This window comes from Amycolatopsis sp. NPDC004747 (assembly GCF_053601335.1).
In genome coordinates this window covers 223,113-236,274 of sequence record NZ_JBSGBQ010000013.1, presented here as the reverse complement: position 1 = coordinate 236,274, position 13,162 = coordinate 223,113, and the positions used below count along the sequence as shown (strand labels likewise).

The 13,162-nt window shown below is 71.7% G+C and carries 13 protein-coding genes and 1 riboswitch; of the genes, 8 read left to right on the top strand and 5 right to left on the bottom strand.

Annotated features, from left to right (window positions below):
- Positions 1-21: 21 nt before the first annotated feature.
- The 6 genes from rsmA to ACWEGE_RS23025 all read left to right on the top strand — a co-directional run bounded on the left by rsmA (position 22) and on the right by ACWEGE_RS23025 (position 7,362).
- Complete coding sequence (rsmA, locus tag ACWEGE_RS23050) at positions 22-879, top strand: 16S rRNA (adenine(1518)-N(6)/adenine(1519)-N(6))-dimethyltransferase RsmA (RefSeq protein WP_449662491.1); 858 nt, start codon at positions 22-24, stop codon at positions 877-879.
- A 104-nt stretch (positions 880-983) separates the two neighbouring features.
- A riboswitch (SAM riboswitch) is annotated at positions 984-1,074 on the top strand.
- 211 nt (positions 1,075-1,285) lie between these two features.
- Positions 1,286-2,299, top strand: a complete 1,014-nt coding sequence (locus ACWEGE_RS23045; protein ID WP_449662490.1) for a methionine ABC transporter ATP-binding protein — start codon at positions 1,286-1,288, stop codon at positions 2,297-2,299.
- A 124-nt stretch (positions 2,300-2,423) separates the two neighbouring features.
- The gene (locus tag ACWEGE_RS23040) at positions 2,424-3,386 is read left to right on the top strand and encodes a 4-(cytidine 5'-diphospho)-2-C-methyl-D-erythritol kinase (protein WP_449662489.1); all 963 of its coding nucleotides are present in this window, start codon (positions 2,424-2,426) and stop codon (positions 3,384-3,386) included.
- Entirely contained in the window at positions 3,383-3,790 is a 408-nt protein-coding gene (locus ACWEGE_RS23035; protein ID WP_449662488.1) for an ASCH domain-containing protein, read from the top strand. The genes ACWEGE_RS23040 and ACWEGE_RS23035 overlap by 4 nt, the downstream gene beginning before the upstream one ends.
- 4 nt (positions 3,791-3,794) lie before the next feature.
- Positions 3,795-5,558, top strand: a complete 1,764-nt coding sequence (locus tag ACWEGE_RS23030) for an ABC-F family ATP-binding cassette domain-containing protein (protein ID WP_449662487.1) — start codon at positions 3,795-3,797, stop codon at positions 5,556-5,558.
- Between the two features lie 115 nt (positions 5,559-5,673).
- Complete coding sequence (locus ACWEGE_RS23025) at positions 5,674-7,362, top strand: fatty acyl-AMP ligase (RefSeq protein ID WP_449662486.1); 1,689 nt, start codon at positions 5,674-5,676, stop codon at positions 7,360-7,362.
- Positions 7,363-7,408: 46 nt separating this feature from the next.
- Here the strand turns inward: ACWEGE_RS23025 and ACWEGE_RS23020 are convergent, their stop codons facing one another.
- From ACWEGE_RS23020 to ACWEGE_RS23005, 4 genes are all read right to left on the bottom strand, one after another.
- On the bottom strand, positions 7,409-7,765 hold the full coding sequence (locus tag ACWEGE_RS23020; RefSeq protein ID WP_449662485.1) for a DivIVA domain-containing protein: 357 nt from the start codon (positions 7,763-7,765) through the stop codon (positions 7,409-7,411).
- A 274-nt stretch (positions 7,766-8,039) separates the two neighbouring features.
- Positions 8,040-8,363, bottom strand: coding sequence for a DivIVA domain-containing protein (locus ACWEGE_RS23015; protein WP_449662484.1), 324 nt, complete (start codon positions 8,361-8,363; stop codon positions 8,040-8,042).
- A gap of 21 nt (positions 8,364-8,384) precedes the next feature.
- On the bottom strand, positions 8,385-8,978 hold the full coding sequence (gene pth, locus ACWEGE_RS23010) for an aminoacyl-tRNA hydrolase (protein WP_191307189.1): 594 nt from the start codon (positions 8,976-8,978) through the stop codon (positions 8,385-8,387).
- A gap of 9 nt (positions 8,979-8,987) precedes the next feature.
- On the bottom strand, positions 8,988-9,587 hold the full coding sequence (locus tag ACWEGE_RS23005; RefSeq protein ID WP_449662483.1) for a 50S ribosomal protein L25/general stress protein Ctc: 600 nt from the start codon (positions 9,585-9,587) through the stop codon (positions 8,988-8,990).
- A 353-nt stretch (positions 9,588-9,940) separates the two neighbouring features.
- Here ACWEGE_RS23005 and ACWEGE_RS23000 point away from each other — a divergent pair, with 353 nt between their 5' ends.
- Both ACWEGE_RS23000 and ACWEGE_RS22995 read left to right on the top strand, forming a co-directional pair.
- Complete coding sequence (locus ACWEGE_RS23000) at positions 9,941-11,035, top strand: hypothetical protein (protein ID WP_449662515.1); 1,095 nt, start codon at positions 9,941-9,943, stop codon at positions 11,033-11,035.
- A gap of 99 nt (positions 11,036-11,134) precedes the next feature.
- Entirely contained in the window at positions 11,135-11,776 is a 642-nt protein-coding gene (locus ACWEGE_RS22995) for an NAD(P)-dependent oxidoreductase (RefSeq protein WP_449662482.1), read from the top strand.
- Between the two features lie 76 nt (positions 11,777-11,852).
- On the opposite strand, the gene ACWEGE_RS22990 is transcribed toward ACWEGE_RS22995, so the two are convergent.
- The gene (locus ACWEGE_RS22990; RefSeq protein ID WP_449662481.1) at positions 11,853-13,076 is read right to left on the bottom strand and encodes a lipase family protein; all 1,224 of its coding nucleotides are present in this window, start codon (positions 13,074-13,076) and stop codon (positions 11,853-11,855) included.
- Positions 13,077-13,162 lie beyond the last annotated feature (86 nt).

The following is a 13,162-nucleotide window of genomic DNA, read 5'->3' as shown; positions in this document are numbered from 1 at the left end:
GGGTTCAAGTAAGCTCCTCCGGTGGTTGAACTGCTGGGACCGGCCGAAATCCGCGGGCTGGCGGCCGAACTCGACGTGCGGCCGACCAAGAAGCTCGGGCAGAACTTCGTGCACGATCCCAACACCGTGCGGCGGATCGTCGAGCTCGCGAACGTCACCGCGGACGACGTCGTCCTCGAGGTCGGGCCCGGGCTCGGGTCGCTGACCCTCGGGCTGCTGGCCACCGGCGCGCGGGTCGTCGCCGTCGAGATCGATCCCAAGCTCGCCGAACGGCTGCCCAAGACCGTCGCCGAACGCGGGCCCGAGGCCGCGGACCGGCTGACCGTCGTCGGCGCCGACGCCCTGCGCGTCACCCGCGAGGAACTGGGCGAGCCGACCGCCCTCGTCGCCAACCTGCCCTACAACGTCGCCGTACCCGTCGTGCTGCACCTGCTGGCCGAGGTGCCGTCGCTGCGGACCGGGCTGGTCATGGTGCAGACCGAGGTGGCCGACCGGATGGCCGCCGGACCCGGCAGCCGGATCTACGGCGTGCCGAGCGTCAAGCTCGCCTGGTACGGCCCCGCACGCAAGGTCGCCGCCGTGCCACGCTCGGTGTTCTGGCCGGTGCCGAACGTCGATTCCGCGCTCGTCGCCTTCGAGCGTGCGGACTCGACGGCGTCCGACGACCGGGACCGCCTCTTCGGCCTGGTGGACGCCGCCTTCTCACAACGCAGGAAGACGCTCCGGGCCGCGCTCGCGGGCTGGGCGGGCTCGGCCGAGCGGGCCGGCGAACTCCTCACCGCCGCCGGGATCGACCCCAAGACCCGCGGTGAGCAGCTGGACGTGCACGACTTCGCCCGGATCGCCGCGCGCGTTGGCGACTCCACAGTCGAGCCGTGAAAACACGCCTCCACCGGTCCTGATCTCGCGATTCGGACACCGCCAGTCGTGTGATCTGGGCCAACGGGCTTGCGTTCGCTCCTCGGGATCGGTTTTACTCAGTACGTCCATCCCGAGCGACTGAGAGACCTGGCTCGCCGAAGTCGCAGCAACCACCCTCCACAGGGCAGGTGCTACCGCCAGGACCGATGGAGGCCGTTTTCGATGAAGAGGGTAGCTCGCCCCCTGCTCCTGACCAGGCGTCGAGTAGTCGACGAAGGCCGCCGCTCCGTGACCGCGTGTCGACGCTCCAGCTGAGCTAGTCCGAGCCGGTCCACCTCTTCTTCATGCACCGTCCACAACGGACGGACCTTCGCTTGCGGCCGGGCGCGCCCATGGGGGCGGCGCCCCGTTTTCTGGAGCCTTCGTGATCACCGTCGAAAACCTGTCCAAAACCTTTGCCACCAACGGAAACTCGGTCATCGCCCTGCGGGACGTGAGTGTCGACGTCCAGGCAGGCTCGCTCTTCGGCGTGGTCGGTCCCGCCGGGTCGGGCAAGTCCGTCCTGGCCCGGTGCATCGCGCTGCAGGAGCGCCCCGACCGCGGCGTCGTCCGCCTCGACGGCCTCAACACCGGCACCCTCGACGGCCGTCGCCTCCGCGAAATCCGCCGTCAGCTCGGCGTCGTCTCCACGAAGCCGGAGCTGATCGCCGAACGCACCATCGCCGGCAACATCGCCTCGCCGCTCGAGCAGCTCGGCGTCGACGGCCCGCAGCGCCGCAGCCGGGTCGGCTCGCTGCTCGACCTCGTCGGCCTGACCCAGCGCGCCGCGCAGCGCCCCGAGGAGCTGACCGCCGGTCAGCTCCGCCGCGTCGCGGTCGCGAAGGCGCTGGCGGCGGCCCCGGCCGTGCTGCTGGCCGACGACCCGACCGCCGGGGTCGACCCGGAGGAGGCCGGCGCGGTGCTGGCCGTCCTCGACCGGGCCCGTTCGGAGCTGGGCACCACGGTCGTCGTCACGACGCCGGACGCGGGCGTGGTCCGCCGGGTCTGCGACGACGTCGCGGTGCTGGAGGACGGCACGGTCGTCGAGCGCGGCACGGTGCTCGACCTGATCTCGAACCCGGCCAGCCGCACCGCGCAGGCGCTGCTGCCCGCCATCGAGACCACGCGCGCGCAGGCGGCGCGCTACGACCGCTCGGCCGACGTCGTGCTGGTCGGCTTCGCCTCGGTGGGTGCGCTGCTGCCCGAGGCGGCGGGCCGGTTCGACGTCGAGTTCGCCACCATCGGCGGCGGCCTGACCCGGATCGGCGACACGCCGGTCGGCCGGTTCCGCCTGGGTGTCCGCGGCGAGCGGGCCGACGCGGCGCTGGCCTGGGTCGCCGAGCGCGGTGGCCACGTCACGCACACCGCGCGTGGCCCGCAGGGTGTCGCGGCTGCCTGATCCACTGTCTTCCGGGGGTTCCGGGTGGCGGAGCCCCCGGCCCGGGGCGAAGCCCCGCTTGTCACAGGACGCCCCGATGCGCACGTCGCATCGGGGCGTTCCCGCGGGCACGTAGGCTGGTCGGGTGCTCGCCGTAGTTCCGCCCCCAGTCACCGTCCGGGTCCCGGCCAAGGTCAACCTGCACCTGTCGGTCGACGACCTGCGCGAAGACGGTTACCACGAGCTGGTCACCGTGTTCCAGGCGCTGTCGCTGACCGACGAGGTGACCGTCGCGGTCACCGAAGAGCCCGGCATCGAGGTCTACGGCGAAGGGGAGGGCTCGGTCCCGACCGGCCCCGAGAACCTGGCCTGGCGCGCGGTCGAGGCGCTGGCCGCGCACGTCGGGCGCACCGGCGAGCCGAAGGTCCGGGTGGTGCTGCGCAAGGGCATCCCGGTCGCCGGCGGCATGGCGGGCGGCAGCGCCGACGCGGCGGCGACGCTGGTCGGGCTGGCTTCGCTCTGGAACCTCGACGTCACGCGCGACGAGCTGGCGGAGATCGCCGCCGGCCTGGGCAGCGACGTCCCGTTCGCGCTCTACGGCGGCACCGCGCTGGGCACCGGCCGCGGCGAGCAGCTGGTCCCGGTGCTCTCGCGGCACACGTTCCACTGGGTGCTGGCCTTCGCCGCCGAGGGGCTCTCGACGCCGAAGGTGTTCGGCGAGCTGGACCGCCTCCGCGCGGCGGGCAACCCGCCCCGGATCGGCTCGCACACGCCGGTCGTCGAGGCGCTGGCCTCGGGCGACCCGCGCCAGCTGGCTCTGCTGCTGGGCAACGATCTCCAGGCGGCGGCGGTTTCGCTGCGGCCCGACCTGCGCCGCACGCTCCGGGCGGGCGTCAACGCGGGCGCGCTCGCGGGCACGGTGTCCGGCTCGGGTCCGACGTGCGCGTTCCTCTGCGAAGACGCGCAGTCGGCGGTGGAGGTCGCGGCCGAGCTGTCCGGCGCCGGCGTGTGCCGGACGGTCCGCGTGGCCCACGGCCCGGTCCCCGGCGCCCGGGTGGTCGGCGGGGACGACGCGCCGCGGCCGGCGCCGCCGCGGGTGCACGCATGAAGCACGCCGAATTCGCGTTCCCGGGGCCGCTGCGCGACAAGCTGGTCGCGGCGATCCTGGCCGGCGCCAAGACGACGACCTCGGCCCTGCTCGCGGAATACGAGCACGACGGCGAAGCGTTGCCCTTGGTGGGCGAGCGGGAGCTGGTGCTCGACTCCGCCGGGGTGGGGGTGGCGGTCATCGAGACCGCCGAGGTGCGGGTGCTTCCGATGTCCGAAGTGGACATCCAGCACGCCCGCGGCGAGGGCGAGGGTTTCGCGAGCGTCGCCGAGTGGCGTGCGGAGCACACGAAGTTCTGGCAGAGCGCGGAAGTGCGCGCCGCACTGGAGGACCCGGAATTCACCGTGGACGACACGACGATGGTCGTGGCGACCCGGTTCAAGACAGTGGAAAGGATCGGCTGAGCGGATGGCCAACCTGGTCAACCTGGAGGCGGTGAGCAAGTCCTACGGGGTTCGCCCGCTCCTGGACGGCGTCTCCCTGGGCATCGCGGCCGGGCAGCGCATCGGCGTCGTCGGTCTGAACGGTGGCGGCAAGACCACCCTGCTGGAAGTCCTTTCCGGACTGTCCGAACCGGACTCCGGGCGGGTGAGCCACGTGCGCGACCTGCGGATGGCCGTGGTCACCCAGCGCACGGAGCTCCCCGACGGCAGCACGGTCGGCGACGTCGTGCTCGAACGCTACGGCGCCGAGCACGAATGGGCCGCCGACGCCCGTGTCCGGTCCATTGTGGATGGTCTGGGCATCACGGCGATCGGCTTGGACACGCCGACGGCGAACCTGTCCGGCGGCGAGCGGCGCCGGGTCTCCCTGGCCGCCGCGCTGACCGGCGAGCTCGACCTGATCGTGCTCGACGAGCCGACCAACCACCTGGACGTCGAAGGTGTCCGCTGGCTCGCCGACCACCTGCTGGCCCGCAGGGTCGCGGTCGTGGTCGTCACGCACGACCGGTGGTTCCTCGACACCGTCGCCACCCTGACGTGGGAGGTCGCGAACGGCCGCGTCGAGCAGTACGAAGGTGGTTACGCCGACTGGATCTTCGCGCGCGCCGAGCGGGCGCGGCTGGCGGCGACGGCCGAGGAGAAGCGGCAGAACCTGGCCCGCAAGGAGCTGGCCTGGCTGCGCCGCGGCCCGCAGGCGCGCTCGTCGAAGCCGCGCTACCGGGTGGAGGCGGCGGAAGCGCTGATCGCCGATGTCCCGCCGCCGCGGGATTCCGTGGAACTGCAGGCGTTCGCGAAGCGGCGGCTCGGGAAGACCGTGCTGGAGCTGGAAGACACGACCTACCAGGTCGGCGACCGGAAGCTGCTCGACCACGTCACCTGGCGGATCGGGCCGGGCGACCGGATCGGTCTGGTCGGCGTCAACGGCTCGGGCAAGACGTCGCTGCTGAAGCTGCTGGGCGGGGACGTCGAGGGCTCGACCGGCCGCCGGATCGAGGGCAAGACGGTCGCGCTCGCGCACCTGCGCCAGGAGCTCGACGACCTGCCCGGCGACCTGCGCGTGCTGCAGGCGATCGAGCAGGTGGCCGGGCGCGTGGTGTTCGGCAAGCAGGAGATGACGGCGTCGCAGCTGGGCGAGAAGCTCGGCTTCCCGGCGGCCCGCCAGTGGACGCCGGTGGCGGACCTCTCGGGCGGCGAGCGGCGGCGCCTGCAGCTGTGCCGGCTGCTGATGGCCGAGCCGAACGTGCTGCTGCTCGACGAGCCGACGAACGACCTGGACATCGACACGCTGCAGCAGCTGGAGGACCTCCTCGACGGCTGGCCGGGCACGATGGTGGTGGTCTCCCACGACCGCTACCTGGTGGAGCGCGTGTGCGACACGATCGTCGCGCTGTTCGGCGACGGCCGCATCACCCACCTTCCGGGCGGCATCGAGGAGTACCTGAACCGCCGCGCCGCGGCCCAGCCGGCCGCGGGCCCGGCGCCGTCGCCGGAGAAGGCCGAGGCGAAGAAGTCGGCGGCGGACCTGCGCGCGGCCCAGAAGGAACTCGGGCGGCTGGAGCGCAAGCTCGACCAGCTGCACGCCAAGGAGGAGAAGCTCCACGCGTCGTTGCTGGAGGCCGCGACGGACCCGGCGAAGCTGATGGAGCTGAACGCCGAGCTGAAGGGCGTCCAGGGGGAGATCGAGGACGTCGAGGGCCGTTGGCTGGAGACGTCAGAGCTGCTGGACTGAGGGCCGTCGGGCCGGACGAACCGCTCGGGCGGTTCCGGCGGATCGCGGTTGGCTGCGAGGGCCGGTTTCCGCTTTGGTCGGCGGAAGTTGACACCGAGACAGTAATGTTCGAGCCATGAGCAGGTTCGTGGACACGCTCGTCGCCACCGCGACGAAGCGGGGGCAGCAGCGTGGCATGGTCACCGGGGAGCCGAAGGAGCCGGTCCGGCGGACCTGGGCCGAGGTGCACGCCGAGGCGCGGCGGATTGCCGGGGGGCTGGTGGCCGGCGGGTTCGAGCGCGGGGGTGCCGTGGCCGTGCTGGCCGCCGCGCCCGTGCTGATCGCGCCCACCGTGCAGGCGGTCTGGCTGGCCGGTGGCAGCGTCACCATGCTGCACCAGCCGACCCCGCGCACCGATCTCGCCGAATGGGCCGAGGACACGGTGCGGGTGCTCGGGATGATCGGCTCGGACCTCGTGCTGCTGGGCGAACCCTTCGACCAGCTCGCGCCCGTGCTCGCCGAAAAGGGCATCGGCTTCAAGCTCATCACCGAGCTGGCCGCGGCCGAACCGCTGGCGGACGTCGTCGGCACCGACGAAGGCGACACCGCGCTCCTGCAGCTCACCAGCGGCTCGACCGCCGACCCCAAGGCCGTGCGGATCACCTACGGGAACCTGTACTCCAACGTCAAGGCCATGGTCGAGCGCGCCGAGTTCGACTTCGACGTCGACGTGATGGTGTCCTGGCTGCCGACCTTCCACGACATGGGGATGGTCGGCTTCCTGACCGTGCCGATGACCTTCGGCGTCGAGCTGGTCAAGATCACGCCGGTCGAGTTCCTCTCCGGGCCGTTGATCTGGCCCCAGCTGATCACCAAGTACGGCGGCACCACGACGGCGGCACCGAACTTCGCGTACGCCATCGTCGGGCGGCGGATGGCCCGCGTCGACGAAGACGACGCCTACGACCTCTCGAAGCTGCGCATCGCGCTGAACGGTGCCGAGCCCATCGACGAGACCGCCGTCCAGACCTTCGTGGACGCCGGGGCCCGGTTCAAGATGCCGGCGGAGTGCGTTTTCCCGGCCTACGGCATGGCCGAAGCGACGCTCGCGGTGTCGTTCGCGCCGCTGTTCACCGGCCTCACCCTCGACGTCGTGGAGGCCGACGCGCTGGAGACGGACAACCGCGCGGTGCCGGTCCCCGAAGGCGACCCGCGGCGCGGCACCGACAGCGTCCGGTCGTTCGCGCTGCTCGGCCGTCCGCTCGACGGGCTCGAAGCGGAGATCGTCAACGAAGCGGGAGAGCGGCTGGGCGAGCGCGAGGTCGGCGAGATCCGGCTGCGCGGCGAGGCCGTGACGCCCGGATACCTCACGATGGAGGGCCCGGTCGGTACGCAGGACGACGACGGGTGGCTGAACACCGGCGACCTGGGCTACCTGGTCGACGGCCAGATCGTCATCTGCGGCCGCCGCAAGGACGTCATCATCATGGGCGGCCGCAACCTGTACCCGACGGACATCGAGCGGGCGGCGACCTCGGTCGAGGGTGTGCGCGCGGGCAACGCGGTGGCGGTCCGGCTGGACGCGGGCAGCCGTCGCGAACGGTTCGCGGTCGTCGTCGAGTCGAAGCTGGCGGGGGACGCCGAAGCCGAGAGGAACCTGATGAAGCAGGTGTCGGCCCGGGTTCGCGACGCCGTCGACATGCGGCCGTACGCGGTGGTGGTGCTGCCGGCGGGCAGCCTCCCGAAGACGCCGTCGGGCAAGGTCAAGCGCGCGGCGACGGCCCAGCAGTTCGCCGACAAGATCAGCAAGAACGCGGACGCCTGACGCGTCCCGGCGGCGGGGCGCCCCGACGACCCGCCGCCGGGACGCCTCAGCGTTGCTGGACGCGCACCGCCCGGATGGTCGGCGGGGCGGCGCGCTCGGCGGTGGCTTCCGAAGAACTGCGGGCGCCCGGGAGGTCCGGCGCCTGTCCGGTGCGGGCGGCGAGCTGGTCCTCCACCGCGTCGAGGAACTCGTCGACTTCGCGCTCGTCGTAGCCGCGCTTGCCGATCAGCGGCTTCGCGAACATCACGTGGTGCACTTCGGCGGCGGTCAGGTCGTCCTCGTCGGCGAGCGTCTTGGCGATCCGCCGGACGAACGCGTCGACCTCGTGCTTCGCGTAACCGCGACGGCCGATCTGGGCGTTACCGAAGGTGACCTCGGCGAGGTCTTCGGCGGTGAACGACATGGAACTCTCCGATTCCGGGTTGGACGGGGTGCGAAAACTCCCGTACACCGTCCTAACCCGTGAACAGGCTGCCCGAAAGAGGGGAACCCCAACCTCACCCCCACGGGCGGCCTCGGGGCCGCCTTCGGGTGAGTTCGCGCTACCGAGCGCTGTGTGGCCGGTTTCACAGTGCGACAACCGGGGCTTCGCCCCGGGGCGGGGGCTCCGCCACCCGGAACCCCCGAAGAGAAGCGTCGTGGCAACCGGGGCTCCGCCACCCGGAACCGCGAAGCCGTCAGCTGCGGCCGAACCACTTCCGGTTGCCCTGCGGCCGCTGCGGCTCCTCCTCGACCACCGCCGGCTTCGGGGTCCGCAGCTCGACCAGCGCCGCCTCGGCCTCGTCGAGGAACAGGTCGACCTGGGCCTGGTCGTAGCTGCGCATGCCGACCGGCATGATCGTGAACTCGACGTAGTGGATGTCGTCCGGTGTCAGGATGTTCCGCCCGGCCAGCGCCTCGGCGATGAGGTCGAGGAAGGCGTCCACCTCGTCCTCGTTGTAGCCGCGCCGGCCGAACCGGGGCTTGCCGAAGGCGATCGCCCGGACTTCGTCGGGGGTCATGGCTTCACCTCGCCACCCATGTCAGCCTGCGTGGAAGGAGTTCTGCGCGGCCGCGAGGCCGGTGCCGATCAGCGCTTCGGTCGCGTCCGCGCACCGGTCCACCTCCAGCGGGAGTTCCTTCCGCTCGACCGTCGAAAAGTCCTTCAGCACGAAGTCCGCCGGGTCCTGGCGGCCGGGCGGGCGGCCGATGCCGAACCGCACCCGGTAGTAGTCGCGGGTGCCCAGCGACTTCGTGATCGAGCGGAGCCCGTTGTGCCCGTTGTCGCCGCCGCCGAACTTGAGCTTCAGCGCGCCGAAGTCCACGTCGAGCTCGTCGTGCACCACGACCACGCCGGACGGGGGCACCTTGTAGAACTTCGCCGCGCCCACCACCGGCCCGCCGGAGAGGTTCATGTACGAACGTGGCTTCACCAGCACCACGCGGCGGCCGGCCAGCCGGCCCTCGAGGACCTCGCCGCCGGTCTTGTGCGCCTTGAACTTGCCGCCGACCCGGGCGGCCAGTTCGTCCAGCACCATGAACCCGACGTTGTGCCGGTTTCCGGCGTACTGGGGTCCAGGATTGCCGAGGCCGGCGAGCAGGATCAGCTCGCCGGCCCCGGGCAGGTCTTCCGTCATGCGGTGATGCTATTCGGCGGCTTCGGCCGACTCTTCGCCAGCTTCGGCCTCGTCGTCGGTCTCTTCACGCTGCGGCTCGTTGACGGCCACGACGAGCGACTCCGGGTCGGTGACCAGGGTCGCGCCCTGGGGCAGCTCGATCTGGCCGGCCAGGATCTGGGTGCCGACCTCGGCGCCCTCGATCGAGACCTCGACCTGCTCCGGGATGTGCAGCGCCTCGACCTCGACCTGCAGGGTGTCGACGTCCTGGTTGACCAGGCCACCGGGGCCGGGGGTGCCCGAGACGACGACCGGGACGTCGACGGTGACCTTCTCGCCGCGCTTGACGACCAGCAGGTCGACGTGCTCGATGTAGTTCTTCAGCGGGTGCACCACGATGGTCTTGGTGAGGGCCAGCTCGCTGGAGCCCTCCAGGTCCAGGGTGATGACGGCGTTGGAGCCGTTCTCGCGCACGACGCGGGCGAACTCGATCGCGGGCAGCGCGAAGTGCCGCGGGTCCGCGCCGTGGCCGTAGAGCACGGCGGGGATCTTGCCGGCGCGACGCGTGCGGCGCGCGGCGCCCTTGCCGAACTCGGTGCGCGGCTCGACGGACAGACGTACCTCGGACACGGTGTGGCACTCCTTCAAATCAAAGACAGCATGCTGCGGCGGGGGAAGCCGGTGTGTGTTCTGTTCAAGGAAGTTTCGGCGGCGAGTTTCCGGGCGTGCACGACGACGGGGGCTACTCGAGCCGCCGCGTCGATCACGCCGGGCACCCCAGAAGGGCCCCGCCTCGCCGAGACAACCTCAAGAGTGTAAACCAACCTCATCACGGTGGGTTGCGGCGGGTGCCCGGCCCAGGCTAGAACCTCCTGGAACCCCGGTACGTGACGACACAAATCCGGTGGCGGGACAACGCCGGCCGAGGTGTGCTCGGTAGCGGGAGAGCAAGGGGCGGAAAAATGCGCGCTCGGTGGAGCAAGGTGGCGGCGGTGCTGCTGCTGGGCGGACTGCTGGCGGGCTGCCAGGTGGCGGTCGCCGGTACCGCCGGTGTCTCCGCGGCCGACCAGGCGACGGCGAACCGGCGCGCCGAGCAGCGGGCCGCGGTCGAAGCCGCTCTCACGGCGCTGGGCCAGGCGCCCGCGATCGCGCTGAAGTCCACGGTGCAGGGCACCGAGCAGCAGTTCCGGATCACCCGCGGCGGTTACGCCGCCGGCGGGCTGCCGCTGGACGGCCGCTTCGTCCAGGTGACGGCCGCCGCCGGCCAGTTCTACCTCCAGGCCGACGCCGACTACTGGAAGGCGCACGCCATCGACGAGGGCACGCAGTTCGGCACGAGCTGGGTGCGCACGCTCGGCTCCGAGCTGCCCTTCGACCCGGGGGCCCGGTTCGCGCCGCCGGCGCTCGCCGAAGGGCTGCGCAAGGCGCTGACCGGGTCCGACCGGGTGAGCGAGCCGGTCAAGGCGAAGCTGCCGGACGGCACCGAGGTCTACCAGCTCGGCGCCGCGCCCAGCGTCCTGCGCGTCACGACGGCCGCGCCGAACCGGGTCGTCAGCTTCGCCCCGGCGCTGCTCGACCCGCAGAACGGGCCGAAGTACGGCGCCGAGTTCGGCGTCACCGCGCTCACCGGGGACGCGGTCAAGGCGTTCCACAACGACCTCGACGCCGCCGTCGGCGGGCTGGGGCAGCCGTTCGAGGGGCTGGTGCAGGCCAGCGCCGTCGTCACCAACGACCACCTCGACTGCAAGGACTTCGTCGGCTCGTGCACGACGACGGTCGACGTCTCCAACAGCGTCGTCGGCTCGCCGGCGTCGGGGGAGAAGAGCGTCGTCCACATCACCCTCTCGGTCGAGGTGAGCGCCGAGTCGCTCGGGGCGCAGACGTGCACGGCGGCCGGGGACGCGGAGCCGTACAAGACGATCTCGCTGTCCTGCGACGTGAAGTTCAAGCTGCCCAACCGCACGGCGAGCTACCAGGTGCTGTCGAAGCCGAACGCGACGGCGGAGGTGCGCGCGGGCCTGGACGCCGGCGCTGTCAAGCAGAAGATCGCCGCGGAGTTCGCGGGCCTCGGCGGCTGACCTGGACACCTACCCACGGGTGTGTTGCTTCCGTTGAAGTAGGTGATCTTCCGTTCTTAGCATCGGCCGTGAAGGCCGACTAGGAACGGAGAACAGCCAATGGCCAAGCTGGTCGTTTTCGGGGGCACCGGGTACGCCGGGGGCAGGATCGGCGCCGAGGCGGTGCGCCGCGGGCACGAGGTCGTCGGGGTCGCGCGCAACGCGGGTTCGGTGCCCGAAGGCGTCGAAGCGGTGCAGGGTTCGCTGCACGACGAGGAGTTCGTGGCGCAGCTCGCGAAGGACGCCGACGTCATCGTGGTCGCCACCCCGGCCCGCGAGCTCGACGGCAAGAAGCTGATCGAAGCGGTGCCGGCACTGGCGCGCATCGCGAGCGAGAACGGCGTCCGGCTGTCGTTCGTCGGCGGCGCGGCGAGCCTGTACGTGGCCGAGGGCGGCCCGCGGCTGTTCGACACCCCGGAGTTCCCGGCCGAGTACAAGGACGAGGCCGGCAGCCACGCCGAGGTCCTCGGCCTGCTGCGCGAGCAGCCGGAGAACGTCGACTGGTTCTACGTCAGCCCCGCCGCCGAGTTCGGCGCGTGGACGCCGGGCGAGCGCCGCGGCGAGTTCCGGATCGGCGGCGACGTCCTGGTGACCGACGAGAACGGCCGCTCCCACATCGGCGGCGACGACTTCGCGATCGCCTACGTCGACGAGATCGAGCAGCCGAAGCACCGCCGGGCGCGTTTCACCGTCGCCTACTGAAGTCTGCCGCGGCCGGTCGTGAGTGGTAAGGCGGGTTCTAACCCGCCTTACCACTCACGACCGGCTGCGGGAGGGGTCAGAACCAGCCGCAGTCGACCGGCGCGGGCAGGCCGGCGAACCGGCCCTCGAGCCAGGCGAACGCCTCCGGGAACGCCCGCACCGCGGCGAGCGCGTGCGTCGGGATCAGCGTGGTGCTGAACTGCACCTTCACGCCCTTCCCGCACCACGTCCGGCCCAGGTCGCGGTCCTGCGCGTAAGGCACGATGTCGTCGAGCGCGCTGTGCACGATCAGCACCGGCGCGGTCGGCTTCAGCCTGCCGATCTTCTGCTCGGCCACCCGGGACGCGTACGGCTCCTCGCCGAGGTACGCCGTGATCGGGCGGCCGTCGTTGGTCAGCGTCGAGGACTGCGTGAACGCGTGCGCGGCGATCGCCTCCACCGTGCACTCGGTCCGGACCTGCTCGAACAGCTGCTTCCCGCGGGCGTTGAGCAGCGCCGGGATGTTCAGCTCGGGGTACGCGTAGTTCATGCTGACCAGCGCGAACCCGAGGAAGCCGACCGCGTAGTGGCCGTCGAGGTTCTTGGCCACCTCGGCGAGGTCCGCCGGCACCGCGCCCGCGTACGCGCCCTTCAGCTTCAGCTCGGGCGCGTAGCTCGGCTGCAGCTCCGCCGCCGCGGCCGAGGCGCCGCCGCCCTGGGAGTAGCCCGCGATCGCGACCGGGCCGTCGTCCGGCAGCCCCGCCTCCGGCAGCCGCTGCGCCGCGCGGATCGCGTCGAGCACCGCGTGGCCCTGCGACGCGCGGTTGACGTACGTGTGGTCCCCGGGCGTGCCGAGCCCCTCGTAGTCGGTGACGACGACGCCGTATCCCCTGGTCAGGAGCCCGGCGATGAACGGGCCCTCGTACTCGAAGCCGGCGGCAAGCGCTTTCGAAGGAGCGCAGTCGTCGCCCTCGCCCTGGGTGCCGACGGCGTAGGAGACGATCGGCCGGGCCCCGGAACCGTGCCACGCCGAGTTCGGCGTCAGCACCGTGCCGGTGACGGCGATCGGCGAGCCGTGCGTGTCGGTGCTGCGGTACATGATCCGCTGCACGTTCGCGTCGGCCTTGATCAGCTGGATCGGATCGATGTAGAACGTCGACGCCTCGTGCCGGATGACGTCGCCGTTGCTCCCGGCCGGCAGGGGCGAAGGCGGGTCGTAGAAGGACGCGGCGGAAGCGGAGGGCGGGCCCAGCGTCGCCAACGCCAGAACGGAAACCGTGGCGACGGCCGCGGAGAGGGCGCGGCGGGGGAAGATACGCATGCTTGCTCCTCGTTGAGCAGGTCGAGTGCGCGGGGAACACCTTTTTAGACAGAGGTGTCGGAAAAAGAGTCACGTGAGGTGGACCA